At 68.3% G+C, this 21,730-nt stretch carries 18 protein-coding genes and 1 pseudogene; 9 read left to right on the top strand and 10 right to left on the bottom strand.

Annotated features, from left to right (window positions below; genetic code table 11):
* The first annotated feature begins 2 nt into the window (after positions 1 to 2).
* The 3 genes from KD1_RS04960 to KD1_RS04970 all read left to right on the top strand — a co-directional run bounded on the left by KD1_RS04960 (position 3) and on the right by KD1_RS04970 (position 4,019).
* Positions 3 to 1,400 carry a TnsB C-terminal domain-containing protein gene (locus KD1_RS04960; protein ID WP_083542106.1) on the top strand — a complete coding sequence of 466 codons (1,398 nt, stop codon included), beginning with the start codon at positions 3 to 5 and terminating at the stop codon, positions 1,398 to 1,400.
* Positions 1,397 to 2,215, top strand: coding sequence for an AAA family ATPase (locus KD1_RS04965; RefSeq protein WP_010552309.1), 819 nt, complete (start codon positions 1,397 to 1,399; stop codon positions 2,213 to 2,215). The genes KD1_RS04960 and KD1_RS04965 overlap by 4 nt, the downstream gene beginning before the upstream one ends.
* A 301-nt stretch (positions 2,216 to 2,516) precedes the next feature.
* Entirely contained in the window at positions 2,517 to 4,019 is a 1,503-nt protein-coding gene (locus tag KD1_RS04970) for a hypothetical protein (protein WP_068398378.1), read from the top strand.
* A gap of 37 nt (positions 4,020 to 4,056) precedes the next feature.
* Here KD1_RS04970 and KD1_RS04975 read toward each other — a convergent pair whose 3' ends face one another.
* Positions 4,057 to 4,590 (bottom strand): hypothetical protein, encoded by a 534-nt coding sequence (locus tag KD1_RS04975; RefSeq protein ID WP_068398379.1) that lies wholly within the window; start codon positions 4,588 to 4,590, stop codon positions 4,057 to 4,059.
* Between the two features lie 66 nt (positions 4,591 to 4,656).
* Complete coding sequence (locus KD1_RS04980) at positions 4,657 to 5,568, bottom strand: peptidoglycan-binding domain-containing protein (RefSeq protein ID WP_169795339.1); 912 nt, start codon at positions 5,566 to 5,568, stop codon at positions 4,657 to 4,659.
* A 95-nt stretch (positions 5,569 to 5,663) separates the two neighbouring features.
* On the opposite strand from KD1_RS04980, the gene KD1_RS04985 reads away from it, so the two are divergent.
* The 5 genes from KD1_RS04985 to KD1_RS05005 all read left to right on the top strand — a co-directional run bounded on the left by KD1_RS04985 (position 5,664) and on the right by KD1_RS05005 (position 8,541).
* Positions 5,664 to 6,557 carry a DUF2589 domain-containing protein gene (locus tag KD1_RS04985; protein ID WP_068398384.1) on the top strand — a complete coding sequence of 298 codons (894 nt, stop codon included), beginning with the start codon at positions 5,664 to 5,666 and terminating at the stop codon, positions 6,555 to 6,557.
* Positions 6,558 to 6,618: 61 nt separating this feature from the next.
* Positions 6,619 to 7,269, top strand: coding sequence for a hypothetical protein (locus KD1_RS04990; protein WP_157073180.1), 651 nt, complete (start codon positions 6,619 to 6,621; stop codon positions 7,267 to 7,269).
* Between the two features lie 2 nt (positions 7,270 to 7,271).
* The gene (locus KD1_RS04995; RefSeq protein ID WP_068398391.1) at positions 7,272 to 7,844 is read left to right on the top strand and encodes a hypothetical protein; all 573 of its coding nucleotides are present in this window, start codon (positions 7,272 to 7,274) and stop codon (positions 7,842 to 7,844) included.
* Positions 7,841 to 8,191: a hypothetical protein gene (locus tag KD1_RS05000; RefSeq protein WP_157073181.1), complete on the top strand. Its 351-nt coding sequence runs from the start codon at positions 7,841 to 7,843 to the stop codon at positions 8,189 to 8,191. Before KD1_RS04995 ends, KD1_RS05000 begins: the two co-directional genes overlap by 4 nt.
* An 11-nt stretch (positions 8,192 to 8,202) precedes the next feature.
* A complete protein-coding gene (locus KD1_RS05005; protein WP_068398397.1) occupies positions 8,203 to 8,541 on the top strand; it encodes a hypothetical protein in 339 nt (112 codons plus the stop codon).
* A 104-nt stretch (positions 8,542 to 8,645) separates the two neighbouring features.
* Here the strand turns inward: KD1_RS05005 and KD1_RS05010 are convergent, their stop codons facing one another.
* The 7 genes and pseudogenes from KD1_RS05010 to KD1_RS05035 form a co-directional block, all read right to left on the bottom strand.
* The gene (locus KD1_RS05010) at positions 8,646 to 10,334 is read right to left on the bottom strand and encodes an ABC transporter permease (RefSeq protein ID WP_068398400.1); all 1,689 of its coding nucleotides are present in this window, start codon (positions 10,332 to 10,334) and stop codon (positions 8,646 to 8,648) included.
* Positions 10,331 to 11,005, bottom strand: coding sequence for an ABC transporter ATP-binding protein (locus KD1_RS05015; protein WP_370670748.1), 675 nt, complete (start codon positions 11,003 to 11,005; stop codon positions 10,331 to 10,333). Before KD1_RS05015 ends, KD1_RS05010 begins: the two co-directional genes overlap by 4 nt.
* A 104-nt stretch (positions 11,006 to 11,109) precedes the next feature.
* Positions 11,110 to 11,244: pseudogene (locus KD1_RS17625) on the bottom strand (ABC transporter ATP-binding protein); the annotation flags it as partial.
* Between the two features lie 190 nt (positions 11,245 to 11,434).
* The gene (locus KD1_RS05020) at positions 11,435 to 13,813 is read right to left on the bottom strand and encodes a CARDB domain-containing protein (RefSeq protein ID WP_083542110.1); all 2,379 of its coding nucleotides are present in this window, start codon (positions 13,811 to 13,813) and stop codon (positions 11,435 to 11,437) included.
* Between the two features lie 221 nt (positions 13,814 to 14,034).
* Positions 14,035 to 15,681, bottom strand: coding sequence for a DNA repair helicase XPB (locus KD1_RS05025; RefSeq protein WP_068398407.1), 1,647 nt, complete (start codon positions 15,679 to 15,681; stop codon positions 14,035 to 14,037).
* A 90-nt stretch (positions 15,682 to 15,771) separates the two neighbouring features.
* The gene (locus tag KD1_RS05030; protein ID WP_068398410.1) at positions 15,772 to 18,174 is read right to left on the bottom strand and encodes a CARDB domain-containing protein; all 2,403 of its coding nucleotides are present in this window, start codon (positions 18,172 to 18,174) and stop codon (positions 15,772 to 15,774) included.
* A gap of 265 nt (positions 18,175 to 18,439) precedes the next feature.
* The gene (locus KD1_RS05035) at positions 18,440 to 19,213 is read right to left on the bottom strand and encodes a hypothetical protein (protein WP_068398413.1); all 774 of its coding nucleotides are present in this window, start codon (positions 19,211 to 19,213) and stop codon (positions 18,440 to 18,442) included.
* A 106-nt stretch (positions 19,214 to 19,319) separates the two neighbouring features.
* Here KD1_RS05035 and KD1_RS05040 point away from each other — a divergent pair, with 106 nt between their 5' ends.
* Positions 19,320 to 20,252 (top strand): hydroxymethylglutaryl-CoA lyase, encoded by a 933-nt coding sequence (locus KD1_RS05040; protein WP_068398416.1) that lies wholly within the window; start codon positions 19,320 to 19,322, stop codon positions 20,250 to 20,252.
* 109 nt (positions 20,253 to 20,361) lie between these two features.
* Here the strand turns inward: KD1_RS05040 and KD1_RS05045 are convergent.
* Positions 20,362 to 21,730 (bottom strand): helicase-associated domain-containing protein (locus KD1_RS05045; RefSeq protein WP_169795340.1); only part of this gene is annotated, 1,369 nt, incomplete at its 5' end.

A 21,730-nucleotide genomic window follows, 5' to 3' on the forward strand; every position in this document is an offset into this window, starting at 1 on the left:
TCGTGGACGCTCGAGCGCGGTGGCGAATCCTCAGGCTCCACGTCGAGGACCAGGTGCCCCTCGCGCGCTTAGCTCGCGAGACCGATGTAGGGCTGCGGACCCTGGAGCGCTGGCACGCCCGCTACCGCGCCGACGGCTACGCCGGACTGGAGACAGCCTCACGGGCGGACGCCGGCTCCCGCCGCCTTCCGCCCGACCTCGTCGACCTGATCGAGGGCCTGGCACTGAGCAAGCCGCGGCCGGCCATCGCCACGATCCATCGCAAAGTCACGGGCATCTGCGCCGCCCGGAGGTGGCCGGTCCCCTCCTACTCGGTGGTGTGGGACATCGTGCGGACCCTGGATCCCGGCATGGTCACCCTCGCCCTGGAGGGCGCAGCGTCCTACCGCGACAAGCACGAGCTGGTGCTACGCCGGCAAGCAGAGCTGCCCAACGCGATGTGGCAATCCGATCACACCATGCTCGACATCCTGGTGGTGGGCACCGACGGCAAGCCCGCACGGCCATGGCTGACAACGATCCTCGACGACTGCTCCCGGGCGGTCTGCGGCTACACAGTCTTCCTGGGCGCACCGTCGACGATGAACACCGCCCTGGCGCTGCGCCAAGCGATCTGGCACAAGACCGACCCGGCTTGGCCGATGTGCGGCCTGCCCGACGTGCTCTACGTCGACCACGGCAGCGACTTCACCAGTGACCAGCTCGCCCACACCGCCGTCGACCTCCACATCCGACTGATCCACTCCACCGTCGCCCGACCCCAGGGACGGGGCAAGATCGAGCGGTTCTTCGGCACCATCAACACCGAGCTACTCGCCACCCTGCCCGGACACATCACCGAAGGGCACCCCTGGCCGACACCGAAACTGTCCCTGGCCGCCCTCGATAGCGCCCTGGAGGCGTTCGTGGCCACCTACAACGACCGCACGCACAGCGAGCTCGGAACCTCCCCGCGCAGCGCGTGGATCGCCGATGGCTGGCTGCCCCGAATGCCCGAGAGCCTGGAAGACCTCGACAGACTGCTGTTAACCGTCGCCAAGACCCGCGTCGTGCGCCGCGATGGCATCCGCTTCCAGGGCCTGCGCTACGTCTCGCCAACTCTGGCCGGCTACGTCGGACGCTCGGTCGTGATCCGCTACGACCCCCGCGACATCACCGAGATCCGCGTCTTCGATCACGACGAATTCGTCTGCAAGGCCGTCAACCAAGAGCACCACGACCAGAAGGTCAGCCTCAAGGAGATCCAGGCCGCGCGCAACGCCCGCCGCCGGGCGCTGCGAGCCGGCATCAACGAACGCATCGCCCTCGTGGCCGCACCTACCGAGACGCCACGGATCACCGAAGCACCGGCTCCGGCGCCGAGGTCGGCGTTGAAGATCTACAAGGAGGACCTCAGGTGAGCCAGCGCTTCATCGTCACCAAGGAGCACCGCCGCTTCACCGAGTTCGCCGACGCCGTGCGCCGCGGGCACACCATCGGTTTGTGCTTCGGATCAGCCGGCGTAGGAAAGACACTCTCCGCACGCCGCTACGCACACTACGAGAAGGCTCATGACCTGCTGACCTACTGGGGGCCGCGCTCCGACAACGACGCCAAGATCTACGCCGCCTTGAACCGGAGCCGCACCGTGCTCTACACCCCCAGCGTGCTGACCACCCCGCGGACCCTGAAGGACGAGCTGACCCAAGCCATCACCCGCACCAACATGTGCATCGAGCAGCACCTCGTACCTCCCGGCACGGCCACTCCCGAGGCCTGGGGATGGCGACACGGCAGGAACTACGTGGAGCTGATCATCGTCGACGAGGCCGAACGACTGCGTCCCGCCGCGCTGGAACTGCTGCGCGATCGCTACGACCGCGACGGCATCGCCCTGATCCTGATCGGCATGCCCGGCCTGGAGAAGCAGTTCAGCCACTACCCCCAGTTCTACAGCCGAGTCGGCTTCGCCCACCAGTACCGGCCCCTGGGACAAGACGAACTGCTGTTCGTCCTCGAGCGACACTGGCGATCCCTCGGCAAGACCCTCGACCCCGACGACTTCACCGACGCCCAAGCCATCGCAGCCATCGCACGGATCACCCGCGGCAACTTCCGGCTCCTCGAACGCCTCTTCCCCCAGATCCAGCGGGTCCTGAAGATCAACGAACTCGACACCATCACCAACGACGTCATCGAAGCCGCACAGAGCACCCTGGTCATCGGTGTCACCTGACCCCGCCACGAAGCGAACGAAGAACCCCGCCATTCAGCAGACGAAGTCACACTCGCAGAACCGGCGTTCGATTGAAATCTCATCGCAATTCTCCTGCGCGGCACCGAATCTGATTTGCCCTTTGGGGCACGGTGATCGGCACCTGTGGGCACGTCGTGGAGGGCTACCGTCGTAGGTGGGGTGCACCCAGGTGCGCCGGGCGGAGGGAGAGGTCATGTCGACGCATGCGCACGAGAATGGGGCGCGACGAGAGCCCGGCGCCGCTCGTCGAGTCAGGTCGTCAGCCTCCGAGGTCGGTACGGTGGCGGAGCGTCGAACCCGTGAACTCGACCAGACACGGCGCGGGGGTGTCGAGGAGGTTCTGGCGCTGCAGCGCTCCGTCGGCAATGCTGTGGTCTCGCAGCGCTTGGCGCGAGAGGCCGCCCCGACCCCGTCGGTGCAGCGGCAGGCGACCATTCAGCGCAACGGAGAATCGGCGGCGCTGCTGCAGGAACTCGCCACTCCGCGCGTGGCGGAGGGCCCGGCCATCGAGGTGCAGAAGTCGCTGGTGGCCGGCCTTGAACGGCTGGCGCGGGAGACGTGGGGGGACGGTCATGCGATCCGGTCCGAACTGAACCTTGGTGGTGTCCTGATTCTGCATCTCCCCCAAATGCCGAGCTATCTGAACGAGGGAAGCAAGGAGCGGACCGGCGCGCTGCACGACGCCCTGGTGCAAGACGTGCCCCAGAGCGGTCCGGCCGCGCGGTTCGTCACGCTCGAAGGAACGAATACTCGATCGACCGGTATCAAATTCGGTCACGTGGTGGCCCAGAACAATCTGGGTGCCCTGGTGGTGGAGAACGCGCTCAAGACCATGATCGACGCCAAGCAAGTGGAGTATCTGCGGCTGGCAGGTCTCCCGAACGCCCAGTGGAAGATCCTCGTGGAGCTGCATTACATCCGGAGCCGCCCCAAGGACATGGCGGGCTTTCACAAGGACACCCAAGGCCAGAGCCTCTTCGTCAACCTCAACTATCATGTGGAGGGGCATGATGTGCGCGGTCCTGAATACATCACAAACCCGCCCCGATCGGAAGCGCACGATCAGCTCACCGGGGTGGGTGGCGGGAACGGGACGCTGCCGCCGGAGTTCGGCGCCGACCTGACTGCCATTCGCCAGTCGCTGCCAAGCCCGACGCGGATCGAGAGTTCACCGACGGTGACGGAGTTCGGCTATGTGGCGTTCGTCGACGAGGCCATTCACCATGCCACCCCATGGTTCGGCAACCGGTACATCACCCCGGCGGAGTTCCGCGCCCATCTTGAGCGGCACCACGGAGCGAAGTTCGCCGAAGCCGTCCGTGCCAAGAAGGAGTACGACGCCTCCAGGTATCCCAGTCTCCTGTACCCGGCGCACAGCTACGTCAAGACCGACATCATCGGCCCACAGGAGGCAGTGACGTGGATGACGTGGTTGGCCATGGCCACCGATGCCGGCCGGAAGACGCGGTACACGCGAGACGATTTCACGCACACGATGCCAGGTACGGCCTTCGACGACATGCTGGAGGACATCGGCGGTCAGGCCGGCGCCGAACGGTCATCGGCCGGATCCGGGGGCTGGCACTCGGCCAGCATTCCCAATCCGGGGGGCCGGTCCATTCTCGCTCCGGTGCGACCGGAAGGCGGCCGCCACCTCGTCCGGACGGCCAGCAGCAAGGATCTGACCAAGAACATGCCGGCTCAGCTTCCCGATGACGTCGATCGGCGGTTCATCCGGACGTGGGTTCGTGCGGTCCCGGCAGACTTCGCCGCCAACCTCTGAGCAGCCTTTCGACCACGCCGGTGCCGGGAGGCATCGGCTAGCGCGAGTCCCGCCCGGCCGCCGAACCGCGCTCCGCCATGACCCGGGCCAAGCCGGCGCCCCACTGACGGGCGCGCTCGGCCTCGCCCTCGAGCAGCGGGCCCGCCGTACCCTCGACGTAGAACTTCTCGGGGTCGGCCACGAGCTCGCAGCCGAGCTTGCGCAGCCGCTTGGCAGCCGCGCCGCTCGCCGATCCCGGAGCATGGTGGAGGTGGGTGTCGAAGGTCGCCGCCGGCAGGTGCACGGTCTCCGCCGCCTCCAGCCACTCCCGAACCCCGGTGATCACCTGCGCGCCCCCGCGCTGGTGGGCGTCCTCCCGGGTACCGGGGCGGCTCAGACCGAAGGCATGCGTCGGCGCTCCGACCACCAGCAGGTCGGCGGCCAACTCCTGCAGCGGCGGCGCCTCCTCGACTCCGGTGACGACCGGGGCCGGTCCCTCCACGGCCCCCGCCGCCGCGAAGCCTGCGGCCACGGCCTCCGCCACGGCCTTGGTGTTGCCGAACTCTGATTCGTAGACGATGAACGTCCTCATGTCTCCAGACTTCCACCGCCACGACCGGGCGTCAGTGGATCGCGGCGAGGCGCCCCGTGACACCGGTCACGGAGCGGCCAGGCCGTTCTTGAACTCGACGTGCACGTGACTCTTCTCGTCGAACACCAGCGTCGCCCCCAGTCCGCTGCACAGCGACTTGATGCCGTTGTTGTCGCCCTGGATGTCGAGGGCGTAGCCGGAGCCGTGCTTGCTCTTGCCCGGCGAGGCGACCGGCGCGGCCGCGAGGTCGAACATCGCCGCGCTGCGGGTGCTCTTCTTCTTGAGGTCGGCCCTTTGGGTCACGCGGCCGAACGTCTCCTTGCCGGAGCGCAGCACCTGATAGCGCCGTAGCGCGTCCTCGGCGCTCGAATTGTCCACGGGTTTGCCGACCGGGCTCGAGGTATATCCGCAGGACGGTGTGGGCGCGCAGCCGCGCAGGCTCGACGCGAGATTCTGCAGGTCCGTCTGATCGGCCCGGTCCAGCGACAACGTGAGCGAGTGTTCGGTCATGGTCAACAGATACTCCCAGTGGTAGTTGACCTTCCAGAACTGGTCCGAATCCGACAGGAACCCGCCGATGATCTTCGCCCGCAGCGAGCCGAAGCGCGGAATCAAATGGTCGATCAATCGGGTGGTCACCGCCGTCTCCTGGACGCGCGGGTCCACCCGCTCGGCGCGCAATTGCCGGTCGGCCGCACGGGTCTCCGGGCTCTGACCCGTGCCCCGCTCGCCGCTGCCGGTGTCCAGGCGCCGCATGGTGCGCCCGCCCGGGTCGACGCGCCCGTCGGGGTTGGCGATTCCCACGTTGCGGGTTTGGAAGTGCCGGATCGATTCGATCGTGCGCGGACCGCACCGACCGTCGACCGCGAGTGCCGTCAGTGGCGTCAGGTCGAACCGGTTCAACGCCTTCTGGACAATGCGGACGTCGGGCTCGGCGTTGTCGCCACCCTGGCCCACGGATCCTTGAATATCGCTCATCTGAGTCCCCTTACTCAAACACTGAACGGCCCCCTGCCGTACCGTCGATTGTTGCAGGGTGATCTGCAAACGGGAATCCATTCTTGGGGGAAATCATGGCCAGTGAACCGGGACGCGAACTTTCATCCATCGACTTCCGCTCGATGCTCGGCGGGCCGCTCATCGCCGTCGTCGACGCGCAGGCCCAAGCCGCGATGAGTTCGGTCAACTTCATCAAGTCGGTCGGCTTCAAGCCGGGCAACAGCGACGACCCGACCAAGGCCCAGACCGGCGAGCCGATCTACGTCTCCTTCAAGTACCCGAAGGAAGTCGCGCCCTACCAGCCGGCCGTGCCCGCGCGGGTCACCGGGATCACGGTCACCGACGGTGGTAGCGGTTACACCAGCCCACCGGCGGTGACGATCAGCGGTGGTGGCGGCAGTGGCATGACCGCGACCGCCGCGCTCGGCGCCGGTGGCGCCGTCACGTCGATCAGCATCACGAACGCCGGCGCCGGTTACACGTCGGCCCCGAGCATCAGCGTCGGCGCGGCCCCGGCCGGTGGTGACAACGCAACCGCGACGGCCGAGTTCCAGGCGGCGGTGGCGGCCCAGGCGGCGCAGTTCCAGACCATGAACCTCGAGGTCCCGATTTTGACGATGCTCCCGATCCCGTTCATCCGCATCGAGGAGACGACGATCGACTTCAACGCCAAGATCAACTCGGTCGAGGAGACGAAGACCGACGAGACCTTCAAGTTCGGAGCGTCGTTGGACGCCACGGTCAAGTACCCGCCGCTCTTCGCCGTCGCGACGGTCAACCTCAAGGTCGCCACGTCGTACCAGAAGAACACCCAGACGGGCACCAAGGTCGACCGCACCTACTCCATGGCTGTGCACATCCGCGCGACCCAGGACGAGATGCCGGCCGGCATGGAGAAGCTCCTCGGCATTCTCGAGGACGCGATCAAGGCCCAACCCACGAAGGCTCCGGCCGCCGTCGAGGCCTGACCGACGCACACGAGACCGGGGGACCGACATGGCCACGTTCGGAGAAGTGATTGGATCGCTGATGTCCGCCGTCGCGCAGGCGCGGGCCAGCGCCGACCTCGAGGCGGTCAGGATCGCGCAGGCCTACAGCGCCGATCCGCTTCTGAAACACCTGTCGGTCCCTCGGGTGCGGTTGCCCGAGGTCACGGTCGACCTACCCATGCTCATCACCGACATCGGTGTCGGGGACGGGAAGTCGATGGGTTGGGCGATGGAGAAGCCGACGCGCACCGAGGTCAACAAGGCCGTGCGCGTTGCGCTGACGGAGTCGAAACTGCGGCTGCCCGTCGCCGAGGGCGATGCCGTTGTGGCCGCGGCCGTCGACGAGGTGAGCGCGGCCTTCGCCGAGGGTGACCCGACACTGTTGACCCCCGAGGATGTCGCCCGCCGTGCCTCGGAGGCGGCCGTGACCAAGGCCGCCGAGACGAAGAAGGGCGCGAGCCTGGGGCCGGAGTTGATGGGCTTTCCGAAGCTGGCGGCGTCGTCGCTGCACGAGTTGTTGCGCCGCAAGCGCGTGCCCATGCCAGCGGTCAACGTCGTCGTGCAGTCGGCCGCGATCAAGGAGCAGGCGAATACGGCCAACGTCGTGCACATTCGGCTCAACATCACCGAGGACGCGTTCGAGATCACCGAGGAGCCCGATGGCCCGGGCTTCCGACTGACCCCGGAGTGACCATGGCCCTGACCCTGCTGCAGTACGAGGAGATCGTCACGCTGTTGCAGCGCGTGCCGGGTCTGACCGACCTGCTCGACGACCGGTCGACGGTGTTCGCCGACGAGGTTCAACGGTGGCTCAAGGATTGTGAGAACGCCTTGGAGCAGAACCGGATCCCGACGGTCTCGCAGGTTGCGGCGCATCGCGCAGTGCTCATCCAGGCCGCCCGCGGAACGCGTCTGGCGGACGTCGATGTCACCGGTCGCCCCACCCCGCGCAAGGTCCGCGACGCCACCGCGACCCTGGTGCTCCGCGAGACGACGGACCTGCTCAACACCGTCATCGCCGAGCGGCAGAGCGTCTTCCAGGAGGCCGAGCGACTCTCCCGGCAGGCGGTGTCCGTGGCGCGGGCCAAGGGGATGATGGCCGATGCCACCGACCCGACACACCTCGCCGCGGCGCTCCGGTCATTGCCGCAACGCATGGCCGCCGATCCCGACCTGGCGAGCGTCGCCGCGCACCTGCTCGCCCTCGTCGGCGCGCGCGACATCGTCATCTTCGTCGACCGTGCGTGGGAGACGCTGGAGCCGTGAACGCCGCACCGACCTCGAACAGGCAACAACGGCCGGAGAATCGTGCGCGGACTCCCGCGTGGAAGCCGGCGTGGGCCGTGGTCGCCGCCGTCGTCGCGGCGCTGCTCCTGCTGTATCCGTTCATCTTCGGGATCGGCCTGATCGTCAACACCGCGATCCAGGACCCTGGTGAGTTGGGCCGTGAACTCGGTTATGCCATCGGCGGGCTCGCGGTCGTGGTCTCCGCGGTCGGGCTGCTGCCGTTGGGCTGGTTCTTCCGACGCGGCGGGGTGATCCCGTGGACTTTCGGGATGATCGTCACGGCGTTCTGGCTGTGGTATCTCGCGGTCAGCGGATTCTTCGGCTGAATGCTGGGCCCATGAACCCGTGGACGACACCGCAATGGCACGAGACGGAGGAGCGAACGGGCCGGACCGTGTGGCGACCCTGGTGGGCCTTCGCCTTGGCCGTGGTGGCGGCGCTGCTCCTGCTGCTGCCGTTCACCGTCGGCGTCGGTGTGCTGGTGAGTATCGCCCTCAACCCCGCTCCTGGGATCGCCCGTGATGTCGCCCTGTCGATCGGGTCCCTTGCGGTCGTGGTCTCCGGGGCCGGGTTGCTGCCGCTGGGCTGGTTCTTCCGACGCGGCGGGGTGATCCCGTGGGCTCTCGGGATGACTGTCGCTGCGGCTGCCGTGGCCGTGTTCGTGTCGACCCTGTGACCCGCCGGCCTCCCGCCACGCGGTTCGAGGTATTACGCGGCGGGTATCCGACGCGTAATACCTCGAACCAGGTGGGGGCGGGGCGGACCCGGGTGGGGGCGGCCTCAGCCGCGCGACCCCCACCGGAACAGTCGCACCGCGAGCGCGGACGCCACGACGCCCCAGACCACCAGCACTGCGACGTGCCACCAGGTGCCCACGTCACCCGTGCCGGTGAGCACGTCGGAGAGCGAGTGCTGCAGGTGCAACAGCGGGAAGATCGCACCGACGCGGTCCATCCAGTCCGGCGCCTCGGCGACGAAGACGTCGGAGAAGAACGCCACCGGCAGCAGGATCGCCAGCGACAGCGCGGTGAACGCCTTGGTGCTCGACACCCGCGCCGCCAGGAGGAATCCGCACGCGGCGATGACCACCGCGCCGAGGATGACCAGCCCGGCCGTCAGCACGACCTTGACCACCGTCACGTCGACGCCGTACGCCACCGCCCCGAACCCGACCACGAGCACGGCGACGACCAGGCTGAGCACGACGCCGGCGATGACCCGCCCGGTCAGATACGTCGCGGGTCGCAACGGAGTGCCGCGCAACCGCTTGAGCACACCGCGCTCCCGCGCCCGCACGACCAGTTCGGGCACGGTCGAGAACATCGTGTACGCCACGCCCCACGCGGTCATGCTCGCCATGAGCAGCGTGGGCAGCGGAATGCCGTCGGGGGTGCTCCAGTCTCGATTCGGGCCAGCCATGAGGGCATACAGCCCCAGCGGCATGACGATCGCGAAGAACAACCCGACCGGGTCGCGCCACAGCGATGTCAGGGCCGCCCGCACCTGGCCACCGAGCAGCGCACCATCGCTGGGGCGACCGGCGACCGTGGCGACGGGCATCGCGGTGGTGGTCGACGACGCTCCGGCATGCATGGCCGGAGTCTCGTGACCCGCCTCGCCCTCGACGGTGCCTTTCGCTCGGCGAGACCGAAAGACCCGCTCGCGATCCGGCCATCCCCACACCGCGACCAGTGCGGCGAGGACCAGCCAGATGAGCAGCACGGCGATCGCGCGGCCATCCCAGCCCGACCCGGTCAGGTAGGGGTTGAACTGGTCCTGCAGGGCACTCGAGACGGGCTTGACCGGCAGGAGATCGGCCGTGCGCGTGATGACCAGTGGGAACGATCCTCCGATCGTGAACAACTCGGAGATGAACGCGAGGATGAGCACACCGCCGATCGAAACGGCCTGCGCCACAACAGTGCTCCGGGCCAGCGTCGAGATCGCCAAGCCGATGGCGATGTAGCACGCGATGGCGAGAACGAGCGTGACGATCGAGGCGAACAGGGTGCGCCAGATGATCTGCACGTCGTAGGCGAGCACGGCCACGGCCCACGCCAGCGCGACGGCGACGATGGCGAGTGCGGCCGCCGCCAATCCGCGCCCGAGCAGGTAGGCCCAACTCGGCAGCGGAGTGCCGCGCAGGCGTTTGAGCACACCCGATTGGCGGGCGTCGGTGATGCTGATCGCCACCGTGGGCAGGCTCGCGAGGATCGCGCCCATGACGATCGCGGTCGGAGCGGCGAACTGCATGACCCGTAGGCCGGTGGACTCGTCGTAGATCTCGTTGCCGGCGATGGCCCCGATGACGAACAGCCACAGCAGGGGTAGCAGCAGGCTGACGAGGAGCACGGTGCGCGAGCGCCAGGATTCGAGCGCGGCGTGGGCGGTCGGGCCGCGAACCAACTCGACCGCACGGGGCCGGTCGGCGTGGGTGTGTGTGCGTGCGCGGGGTGCGGTGGTGGTCATCGCGGGTCGTCCTCGCCGATGAGGAAGAGGTAGACGTCCTCCAGCGTGGGGCGGCGGACGGTCAGGGAGGGGAACTCGAGCCGACGCTCGCTCGCCCAGGACGTCAGCGTGTGCAGGAGCGCGGTGGGGTGCGGCGTCGACAGTCGCCAGCCGCCGCCCTCGGGCTCGACGTCGACGGGCAGTGGTGGCAGGTCGGTGAGCGTGGTGCCGTCGGGTAGGCGGAACGTCACCACCGAGGTCTGGTGTTGAGCGGCCAGCTGCGCCGGGGTGCCGAGGGCGACGAGCCGGCCGCGCACGATGATCGCGACCCGGTCGGCCAACTGCTCGGCCTCGTCGAGGTAATGCGTCGTCAGCACGACGGTCTTGCCCATCTCGCGCAGGCCCTCGACGAGGCTCCAGGCGCGGCGGCGGGCCGACGGGTCGAACCCCGTCGTCGGTTCGTCGAGGAACACCAGATCTGGATCACCGACCAACCCGAGGGCCAGATCGAGGCGACGCCGCTGTCCTCCGGAAAGTGTCTTGACCCGGGCGGTGGCTTTCTCCGACAGGCCGACCCGGTCGATGACCTCGTCGGCGTCGAGCCGGCGTGGGTAGAGGCCGCGGTACATGCGGACGAGTTCGATGACGGTGAAGTCGTCGTCGAACCCGGCCTCCTGCAGGACGATGCCGATGCGTTCGCGGTAGTCTCGCCCGCCCGTCTGCGGGTCGAAGCCGAGGACGTCGACGTCGCCGCCGGAGCGCCCTCGAGGATCTCGACCGTGGTCGTCTTGCCGGCGCCGTTCGGCCCGAGCAGGGCGACGATCTCGCCGTGGTCGATCGTGAAGGAGAGGTCGTCGACGGCGACCAGATCTGCATAGGTCTTGCGCAGGCGCTCGACGGTGATGGCGACCATCTGGCCCACACCTCCCATCGTGTCGGCGGGGTTCCCAGATGTCTCCAGCCTTGCAGTTGTGGTTCGGCGGGGCAGGTGGTGCGCGAAACCGCCCCGGTGAGGGTGGTCACACAGGCACCCACCGGTCGCTCCTCCCACCGGTTCGAGGTATTACGCGGCGGATACCCGACGCGTAATACCTCGAACCAGGAGGGGGTGGGGGTGGGGCCTACCGCGGGGCGTGTGTCAGCGTCATCTCGGTGGTCGCGGCCTCGCGGCGAGAACAGCCGGGCATGCATTCACTGCGGGTGTCGGACCAACGCTTGCGCGCCAGGATAGCGCCGTTCTGGTCCGTCGCCGCGAACCGGAGGCGCACCTCGCTGCCGACGAACTCCGATCCGGTTCCGTTGGGGTCATGCACCTCCCGGCTGAAGCCGTTCCACACGGTGTAGGCCGCGGTCCGCGTCGTCGTCCTACCCGAAACGGTGGTGTCTGTCCTGGTGTGGTGGATCAGCGGCGTCAGGACGCGACTCTTGACGGTCAGAACTTGCGTCCGGGCAGCCGGCTCGGGGCTGGCAACCTTGCTCGGCGGTGGGGTGTACAGGTTGAGGTCGAGGTCGATCTGCGCCTCGATTTCACCGGACTCCGTGCCGGTGAGCGTCTCGATCGACGAGTACTGCGCGTTCTCCTGTGTCTCGGTCAACGACGCTCCGTCGTGGACCAACGGCCCAGCGCCCCGCGGGAGGAAAGTGAACTCGGTGAGGTCCAGGTAGAGTTCCCGGCTACTCACCGACAGGTCGACCTGCCGGTTCATCGCGTAGTAGAACGGCGCGGTGTTGGGCCAGGTCTGCGTGTCGGTGTACGAGGCGGAGTAGTCGACCCGCCATCGCAGGCACGCGCTGATGCTGTCGATGGCGAAGTCGGCCAGGTCCTGGTCGCCGAGCAGGGCGGCGGTGCGGGCCAGGCCCATGAGGTCTTGGGCGCGGTCGATGCGGTGGTCGACGCGGCAGTTCTGGTCGGCGCGGGCCATGGCGGCGGCGATGAGGTCGCCGATCTTCTTCGCGAGGTCGGGGACGATCTCGCCCTCCTTGAGACCGAGCAGTTGGGCCGTGCGTTCGAGGTTGGTCAACTCCGAGATGGCCTCGCGGGCGGCGTCGTCGCTGGACTTCCCCTGCTCGACGAGGGGGTCGACGACGTCTCTCTTGTAGCCCTCCAGCGTGGAGCGCAGATCGGAGGCGTCACCGGTCGCGACGGCGGATTCGAGTTGCGCACGGGCCTGTTCGGTGTACCGGGTGCGGGCCGCGTCGATCTGCGCAGTCGTGGCGTTCGCGGCTCCAGCGGTGGAGAAGCTCATCAACTGCATCGTCACCGCCTGGCCCTCCTGCTTCGAGGGATAGGGGTGGAAGTCGTACCCGCCCTCGGCGTACTTGAACGCCGTCGGCGTGCCGGAGACACCCTTCGGCGGGGTGATCGTCAGCGTGGCGGGTTGGAGCAACTGAAGTCCGTGCGGGCGAATCTCGACGGCCCCGAGTCCGCCCGTGAACGGCGATCCGTCGATCGAGGTGACTGGCCGCAGGGTGATGTCGACCGGGGTGACGGTCGCGTTGATCGGAACCCGCAACTCGTACGTCGTGCCATCGGCGCCGGTGACCGTGTAGATGTCGTCCGGGAACGAGAATGACTTTTTCTGCGTCACGTTCTCGGTGGTGTAGGTGACGTTGAGTGGGTTGGGTGTCTTGAGGAACCCACCCGGCGGCGTGCCGGCGACCTCGACGGTGACGCCTCGGGTCGAGGCGCGGCAGTTGTTCGTCTCCGACTTCTCGACGACCTTCTTCGCGGCGTCGGCGCAGACGACGAGGTGATACGTGCCGGGCGGAGTGCCGTTGGGCACGGTCGGCGTGGAGGAGACCGTCACCGATTTGCCGGGTATCAGGGCTGCGGTCGAGCGTGACGTCAGCAGCCGATCACTCGTGCCGTACTTCGTGTCGGTCGAGAGGTAGAAGCGGGTCGTGCTGGTTCCGGCGCTCTTCGTGCCGGTGTTGGCGACCTTCGCGGTGACCTTCATCGGCGCGCCGCGGGTGACCTTGACCGGCGGTGCGGTGACCGAGGAGATGACGAGGTCGGCGCGGGCGGGGGTGACCTTGATGGCGCGAGTTGCGGTGCGGCAGTTGTTCGATTCGCGGGTTTCGCGGACCTTCGACGTGGCGTCGGCGCAGACGATGAGGCGGTACGTGCGAGCGGGTGTGGCGGTCGAGAGTTTCGGCGTGGTGGTGACCGTCGTGGAGCGTTTGGCCCGCAACGAGGTCGTGGCCTTGCTAGCGATGAGCCGGTCGCCCTTGCTCATCTTCGCGTCGGTGGAGAGGTAGAAGCGGGTCGTCGTCTTCGCCGCGCTCCGATTGCCGGTGTTGGTGACCTTGGCCGAGACGCGCATCGACACTCCGGCCATGACGGAGGACGGTGGGGCCGCGACCGAGGGGACGGTCAGATCGGGGCCGGTCGCCGCAGTCGCCGGTGCAACGCCCGCCGCGGCCGTGCCCAGCCCGGCGACGACGGCGGTCGCGATGCCCATGCGCAATGAAGAACGTCGGTGTCGGTCGGTGCGCTGCATGATCTGACCCCCGGAATCGTTGACGCGTAGGAATTCCTCGCGCTGACAAGGATCCAGCCTGTCGGTGAATCCGAGTGGGGTCAATGAATCGGGTGAAGTCGTCCGATTTGTCCGATTTCCCCTCCCATGCGTGTGGGTGCTCCGCCGAGTGATGGTTTCGGGCCGCTTCGGGGCTCCTGAAGCGGCCCGAAACCATCACTCGGCGAGATAGCGCGCGGGGGTCAGGCGTCGGGGGTGACGTCAGCGGCGTCGACGATCCGATACGCGTATCCCTGCTCGGCGAGGAAACGCTGGCGGTGCGCCGCGAAGTCGGCATCGACGGTGTCGCGCGCGACGATCGTGTAGAAATGCGCGGTCCGCCCATCACCCTTGGGGCGCAGCACGCGGCCGAGACGCTGCGCCTCCTCCTGGCGCGAACCGAACGTGCCACTGATCTGGATCGCCACACTCGCCTCCGGCAGGTCGATCGAGAAGTTCGCGACCTTGCTCACCACCAAATGCGAGATCTCCCCGGTGCGGAACGCTTGGAACAACCGCTGGCGCTCCTTGACCGGGGTCTGACCGGTGATGATGTCCGACCCGATGTGCGCCGCGACCTCCTCGAGCTGGTCGATGTACTGGCCGATGACGAGCAGCGGCTGTCCGGCGTGGCGGGCCACGAGGGTGTCGACGATCGGGATCTTCGCCGGCGCGCAGGCCGCAAGTCGGTAGCGGTCGTCGGGTTCGGCGACGGCGTAGGCCATGCGGTCGGAGTCCGGCAGGGTCACCCGGACCTCGACGCAGTCGGCCGGCGCGATGTAGCCCTGCGCCTCGATGTCCTTCCACGGAGCGTCGAAGCGCTTGGGGCCGATGAGGCTGAAGACGTCGGCCTCGCGCCCGTCCTCGCGCACGAGCGTGGCGGTCAGGCCGAGGCGGCGCCGGGCCTGCAGGTCGGCGGTCATGCGGAAGATCGGCGCCGGCAGGAGGTGCACCTCGTCGTAGAGGATCAGCCCCCAGTCGCGGGCGTCGAGCAGGTCGAGGTGCGGGTACACACCCTTGCGCTTTGTCGTCAGGACCTGGTAGGTCGCGATGGTGACCGGACGAATCTCCTTGCGTGCGCCGGAGTACTCGCCGATCTCGTCCTCCGTCAAGCTTGTGCGTTTGAGCAACTCGTCGCGCCACTGCCGGGCCGAGACCGTGTTCGTCACGAGGATGAGCGTCGTCGCCTTGGCCTTGGCCATCGCCCCGGCGCCGACGAGGGTCTTGCCCGCGCCGCACGGGAGCACGACGACGCCGGAGCCGCCGTCCCAGAAGCCATCGACGGCCTGCGACTGGTACGGCCGCAGCGACCAGCCGTTCTCGTCGAGATCGATGGCGTGGGCCTCGCCGTCGACGTAACCGGCGTGGTCCTCGGCGGGCCAGCCGACCTTGAGCAGTTCTTGTTTCAGGTGGCCGCGCTCGGAGGGGTGCACGAGCACGGTGTCGTCGTCGATCGCTTCTCCGAGAAGCGGTTTGATTTTCTTGTGCCGCTGGATCTCGGCGAGCACGGCGCGGTCGGTGGTGCGCAGGACGAGGTTGCCGGAGTCGTCCTTGGTCAGGGTGAGGCGGCCGTAGCGGTCCATCGTCTCGGCGACGTCGACGAGCAGCGCATGCGGCACGGGGTAGCGGGAGTAGCGCACGAGCGCGTCGACAACCTGCTCGGCGTCGTGGCCGGCGGCGCGGGCGTTCCACAGGCCCAGCGGGGTGACGCGGTAGGTGTGCACGTGCTCGGGCGCGCGTTCGAGTTCGGCGAACGGGGCGATGGCACGGCGGGCGTCCTGTGCGGTCGGGTGGTCGACCTCGAGCAGGAGGGTCTTGTCGCTCTGGACGATCAGCGGTCCGTCAGTCACTCGTTCGAGTCTACCGTCGAGTGATGGTTTCGGGTCGCCCCAGGACTCCTGGGGCGACCCGAAACCATCACTCGACGGGGCGTGGGGCGGTCACTTGGGCGCGTGGGTCAGCGTGACCTCGGTCTTGGCCTTGACCCAACAGCTGGCTCCCTGCGTATTGCATGTGGCGAAGGAGTCCTCCCAACGCCTGCTGACCATCTCAGCACCCTGCTGGTCGGCGGGTGAGAACTTGATGGTCAGCACGTTGCCCCCGAACTCCGGATTATCCGCGTATCGGGTGTGCGCCGTGGTGTTCATGCCGCTCCACCTCTTTGTGAGCTCCCCCGCGGCGCCGTCCGGGAGCGGGCCGTTGAGGTTCGAGCGCTTGGTCTTGCCAAGCAGGGGTGTCAGCTGTCGGTCCCACAGCCAACCCGAGTGAACCTCGGGCACCCCGATCTGCAACTGCTGGGTGTCGGCCGCCCGTTCGGGGGCGGCCAGCTTGCTCGGCGGCGGTGCGTAGTCGTTGAGATCGAGGACAAGTCGGGCACCGATGTCGCCGTCGGATAAGTTGGTCAAGTACTCGTGGTAGTAGAAGGGGGTGTTGTCGTCGCTGACCCCGGTCTGCACGAACCTGGCCTCGCCCCATACCAGCCGCCCGAAGCCGTTGACGTAGCCAGCCGGGAGGAGCGTGTCGCTCAAGTCGATGTAGAGGTCACGACTCGACGCGGGGAGATCGACCTGCCGGTTCTGGTCGTAGTAGTGCGGAGGGAAGTCACTCCAGACCTCCTGGTCCTCGTACCTTGCCGAGTAGTCGACTCGCCAGCGCAGGCAGGCGCTGAAGGCCTCCAGTGCGAAGTCGGCGAGGTCTTGGTCGCCGAGCAGGGCGGCGGTGCGGGCCAGGGCGATCATGTCGACGGCACGGTCGAGGCGGTGGTCGTTGCGGCAGTTGTGGTCGGCGCGGGCCATGGCCGCGGCGATGAGGTCACTGATCTTCTTGGCCAGGTCGGGGACGATCTCGCCTTCCTTGAAGCCGAGGAGTTGGGCGGTGCGTTCGAGGTTGGTCAACTCCGAAATGGCCTCGCGGGCGGCGTCGTCGCTCTTCATGCCCTGCTCGACAAGTGGGTCGACGACGTCCTTTGTGTAGCCCTCGAGGGTGGACTTGAGGTCGGAGGTGTCGCCGGTGGCGGCGGCGGATTCGAGTTGGCCGCGGGCCTGTTCGGTGTAGCGCGTGCGGGCGGTGTCGATCTGGGCGGCGGTGGCGTTCGCGGCTCCGACGGTGGAGAAACTCATCAGCTGCATGGTCACGCTCTTGGCGTTGAGCTTCGAGGGGTAGGGGTGGAAGTCGTATCCCCCCTCGGCGTACTTGAACGCGGTCGGTGTGCCGGAGGCGCCGTTCTTCGGGGTGATCGTCAGGGTCGCGGGTTCGATCAGTTGCAGGCCGTGTGGGCGGATCTCGACGGCGCCGAGGCCGCTGGTGAACGGCGATCCGGTGATGGCGGTGACCGGCCGCATGGTGATCTCGACCGGGGTGATGGTCGCGTTGTGCGGCACGCGCAGTTCGTAGGTCGTGCCGTCGCTGCCCGTCACGGTGTGGATATAGACGATGGCGCCGTCCGGGAAATCGAAGTCCAAGTGCTGCGTCACCTCTTCGGTGGCGTAGGTGACGTTGAGCGGGTTGGGGGTTTTGAGGAACTGCCCGCCCGGGGTGGTATCGGGGGTCTCGATCGTGACCCGACGCGTGGCGGTGCGGCAGTTGTTGACCTCGGAGCGTTCGGTGACCTTCTTGGTGGCGTCGGCGCAGGCGATGAGGTGATAACTGCCGGGGGGAGTGGCGTTGGGCACGGTCGGCGAGGACGTCACGGTCGCCGACTTGCCGGCCGCCAGTGAGGGCGTGGACCGGGAGGTGAGGACCCGGTCGTTGGTGCTGAACTTGGCGTCGGTGGAGAGGTGGAAGCGGGTGGTGCTGGCCCCGGCGGTCTTGGTGCCGGTGTTGGCGACCTTGGCGGTGACCTTCATGGCCGTGCCGCGGGTGACCTTGGCGGGTGGAGAGGAGAAGGAGGAGATGACCAGGTCGGCGCGGGCCGGGGTGACCTTGACGGCGCGGGTGGCGGTGCGGCAGTTGTTCGTCTCACGCGTTTCGCGGACCTTGGAGGTGGCGTCGGCGCAGACGATGAGGCGGTACGTGCGTGCCGGGATCGCGCTCGAGAGTTTCGCGGTGGTGGTGACGGTCGTGGACCGCTTGGCTCGCAGGGACGTGGTCGCCTTCGAGGTGATGAGTCGGTCGCCTTTGCTCTTCTTCGCGTCGGTCGAGAGGTAGAACCGTGTCGTGGTTTTGGCGGCGCTCCGATTGCCGGTATTGGCGATCTTCGCCGAGACGCGTATCGATTCTCCGGCCATGACGGAGGACGGCGGGGCCGCGACCGAGGGCACGGTCAGGTCGGGACCGGTCGCCGCAGTCGCAGGTGTCACGCCCGCCGCGGCCGAGCCCAGCCCGGTGACGACCGCTGCTGCCATGGCCGCGCGCCATGAAACGAGTCGGTGTCGGTTTCCGTCCCGCATGATTGGTTCCCCCGTCAAATCGTCGCTGACCTCGCTGGGCGCGTAGAAATAGTCCACGCACCATTCTGACCAGCCTCCCGGAGAATGCAGGGAGCGTCAACGGAAACGGGGGATATCCGTCTCATTGAGTCCGATATGTCCGAATTGTGTCCGATATGTCCAATTTGCCCGAATTCCCTGAATTGCCGTCCCGCGCCGGGGTGGAAGGGTGCGCGGGCGGTCAGACGCTGCCGCCGCCGTACTGTTCGGTCGGTGAGGGGAAGGTGCCATCGGGGCCAACCACGCCGTCGCGCACCAGGACCGCGAAGAAGGCGATCGCCGCGATGATCAGGATGATCTCGAGCACGATGAGGATGGCGAAGGTGATCCAGCCGCCGCGGGTCCAGCGGCGGCTGCTCGCCGGGTCGGTCGACTGCTTGGTCAGGGCCACGATGGCTGGGACGGCGGCGATCGGCTGTAGCACCAACCCGATGAACGGCGCGAGCAGCGAGAGCACAAGCAGCACGACGGCCGAGGTGTTCGTCGACGACGTGGGGTGGTAGTCGCCGGAGTACTGCGGCGCCGGCTGGCCGTACGCCTGCGGCGGCGTGGGCGGAGCGCCGTAGGGCTGGGTGCCGTACGGCTGTTCCCCGTAGGTCTGCTGGCCGTACGCCTGTTGACCGGACTGCCCCTGGCCGTACTGCTCCTGGCCGTAGGGCTGCGGCGTGTAGGGCGCCGCGGTCGGGTACGGCTCGGCCGAGGTGGGGGCCGGTGGCGGCGGAGCGGCGTTCCCCGACTCAGTCGGCGGCGTCACCGGCACCTGCTCGGTCGGCGCTCCGGTCGGCACCTGCTCAGTCGGCGGCGTGACGGGAACCTGCTCGGTCGGCGCTCCGGTCGGGATCTGCTCGGTCGCCCCGTACGTCGGTACCGGCGCGGTCGGGTCCGACCACAGGTCACGCTGCGGTTCGGTTCCGCCCTCGAGCGCGTTCTCGCTGCGCTTCGGCTCCTCGGACATCGCTTCCCCCTGAGGTTGTCGGCTGATCACCGCGATCGGGCCACTGTGACCCAATCTAATGCCTGACGACTTCCACTGACGTACGTCACCTTGCGACCATGGAGGCATGCGTACTCCACAGGTTGAACCCGCCGCTGGGCTGCCGGCCCGCGTGACGATCTACGAGGTCGGCGCTCGCGACGGGCTCCAGAACGAGAAATCCGTCGTGCCGGTCGAGGTCAAGGCGGAGTTCGTACGCCGCCTGATCGCTGCTGGGCTCGGCACCGTCGAGACGACCTCCTTCGTCAACCCGACGTGGGTGCCGCAGCTCGCCGACGCCGCTGAGCTCCTTGAATTGCTCGGCGACGAGGGGCGACGCCGCAACCGCCCGGTGCTCGTGCCGAACGAGCGTGGCCTGGACCGGGCTCTAGCCTCCGGAGTCGAGGCCATCGCCGTGTTCGCGTCGGCGACCGAGACGTTCGCGCAGAAAAACCTCAACTCCACGCTCGACGGCCAGTTCGACATGTTCACCCCGACGGTCAAGCGCGCCAAGGACGCCGGCCTGTGGGTACGCGGCTACGTCTCCATGTGCTTCGGTGATCCGTGGGAGGGCGACGTCGACATCGCCCAGGTCGTCGACGTCGCGGTGCGCCTCATGAAACTCGGGTGCGACGAGCTCTCCCTCGGCGACACCATCGGCGTGGCCACGGTCGGCCAGGTCGAGCGGCTCCTCGCGGCATTGCAGGAGCGCGGTATCGACATTTCTCGGATCGCCGTGCACTTCCACGACACGTACGGCCAGGCCTTGGCGAACACCATGGCCGCGCTGCGGGCGGGCGTGACGATCGTCGACTCCTCCGCCGGTGGCCTGGGCGGATGCCCGTACGCGAAGTCGGCCACCGGCAACCTCGCCACCGAGGACCTCGTGTGGGCGCTGCACGGCGCCGGCGTGGAGACCGGCGTCGACCTGGACGCGCTCGTCGAGACCTCGGTCTGGATGGCGCAGCAGCTCGGTCGCCCCTCCGCCAGCGGCGTCGTCAAGGCGCTCGCCGGCGCCTGAGCCGGCCCGAACTCCTCGCACCCAACCCGTCGCCGAGTGGTCAATCCTTGCGACGTAACGGTCCGTTATGTCGCAAGGATTGACCACTCGGCGTGAGGGGGCGGCCCACCTACTCCGGGGCGACGCCGGTGATGCGGTGCACCGACAGCACCTGTTCCACCCCGTCGACGGAGCCGCGCACCCGGCCGCCCTCGATCGACCGTGGGTAGAACAGCACGCGGATCACCTGCCCGAGCGCGTTGCTGTGCCCGACCCACACCCCGCGCTGCTCGGCCGCCGCCTCGCGCAGCACCGCCAGACTCTGCGTCGGGTCGCTCGCCGGGATCGACGGACCCTGCCGTGCCGCCGCCGCCTTGAGATTGGCGTCACTGCGGGCCTGCCCCACGCGCAGTGACTCGATCGTCGCCGAGATCACCGCGTCATCGACGTTCGACACGATCGGAGCGCTGTGATTGGCCGGCGTCGTCAACCGGCCCGCGCGTCGCCGCGCGCCCGGCCGTACGACGATCCCGCCCGCGTTCTCTCGCACCGGTGACGCCCCGACCTCGCGCAGCGCCGGGATGACCATCGACGGGTCCAACGGGCTGATCACCACCGTCGGCGCGATCTGGTGCAACCCGAGATGGCTCAACTCCCGCAGCGCGAGCAACCCGGCCAAGCTGCCCGGATCGTCGCTGCGCAGGTAACTCCCCGCGCCACCGACCCGCAGCCGTCCGTGCCGCCGCGCCACGTCGCGCACGAGGTACTCCACGGTCTGCGGCAGCGCCGCCGTGGCCGACTCAGCCAGCGCGGCGAGCACGCTCTCGGCGCTCTCCCCAGCGTCCAACGCGCGCCGCACACTGGCCTCCGACAGCCGATGCACCGTCGCTCCGCCGCGCGACTCGAGGTCGGAGACCAGCCGCAGGAACCGGTCGAGCCGACCCACCACCGGCCCGGGCGCGATGATCGTCAGGTCCGCCTGCACGTGGACCCTCTCGACGATCTCCGGCAGCCAGCCGCGCAGCTCGGTGGCGAGGTCATCGCGGTCCTGCGTGCCGACGGGCACCTCCATCGACCCGTGCGCCAGCAGCGCCCGCCCCGCCCCCGACAACGCCCCACGCGCCGTGACCCCGAGCAATGCCGCCGGGCGCAGGATCCCCTCGACGATCGTGTCCGGATCCTTCGGCATCCGCCGCGGCCGCGCGTGCCGCAACTGCGCCACGACCCCCTCGACGTCGATCGAGACTCCGGTCGGCAGCGCCGCGAGCACCTGCAGCACCTCGAGGCGCAACGAACGCACCGGCGGCCATTGCACCTCGGCGCCGAGCGCGTTGATCGCCCCGGTGCGCAGCGGTTGCCCCACGCGCGCGGCGAACCGCAGCGACGGCAGCCACGTGCGCAGGAGCGTCGCCCACCGGCCGGCGAGGTCGGCGTCGAGCCACTCCTCGACGGCGGCCGTGGGCCGCCACGACGGGTCGGCCTCCTCGTCGTCGGCGATG

Source organism: Kribbia dieselivorans NBRC 106261 (genome assembly GCF_001552435.1).
In the GTDB taxonomy this organism is placed as follows: Bacteria; Actinomycetota; Actinomycetes; order Actinomycetales; family Dermatophilaceae; genus Kribbia; species Kribbia dieselivorans.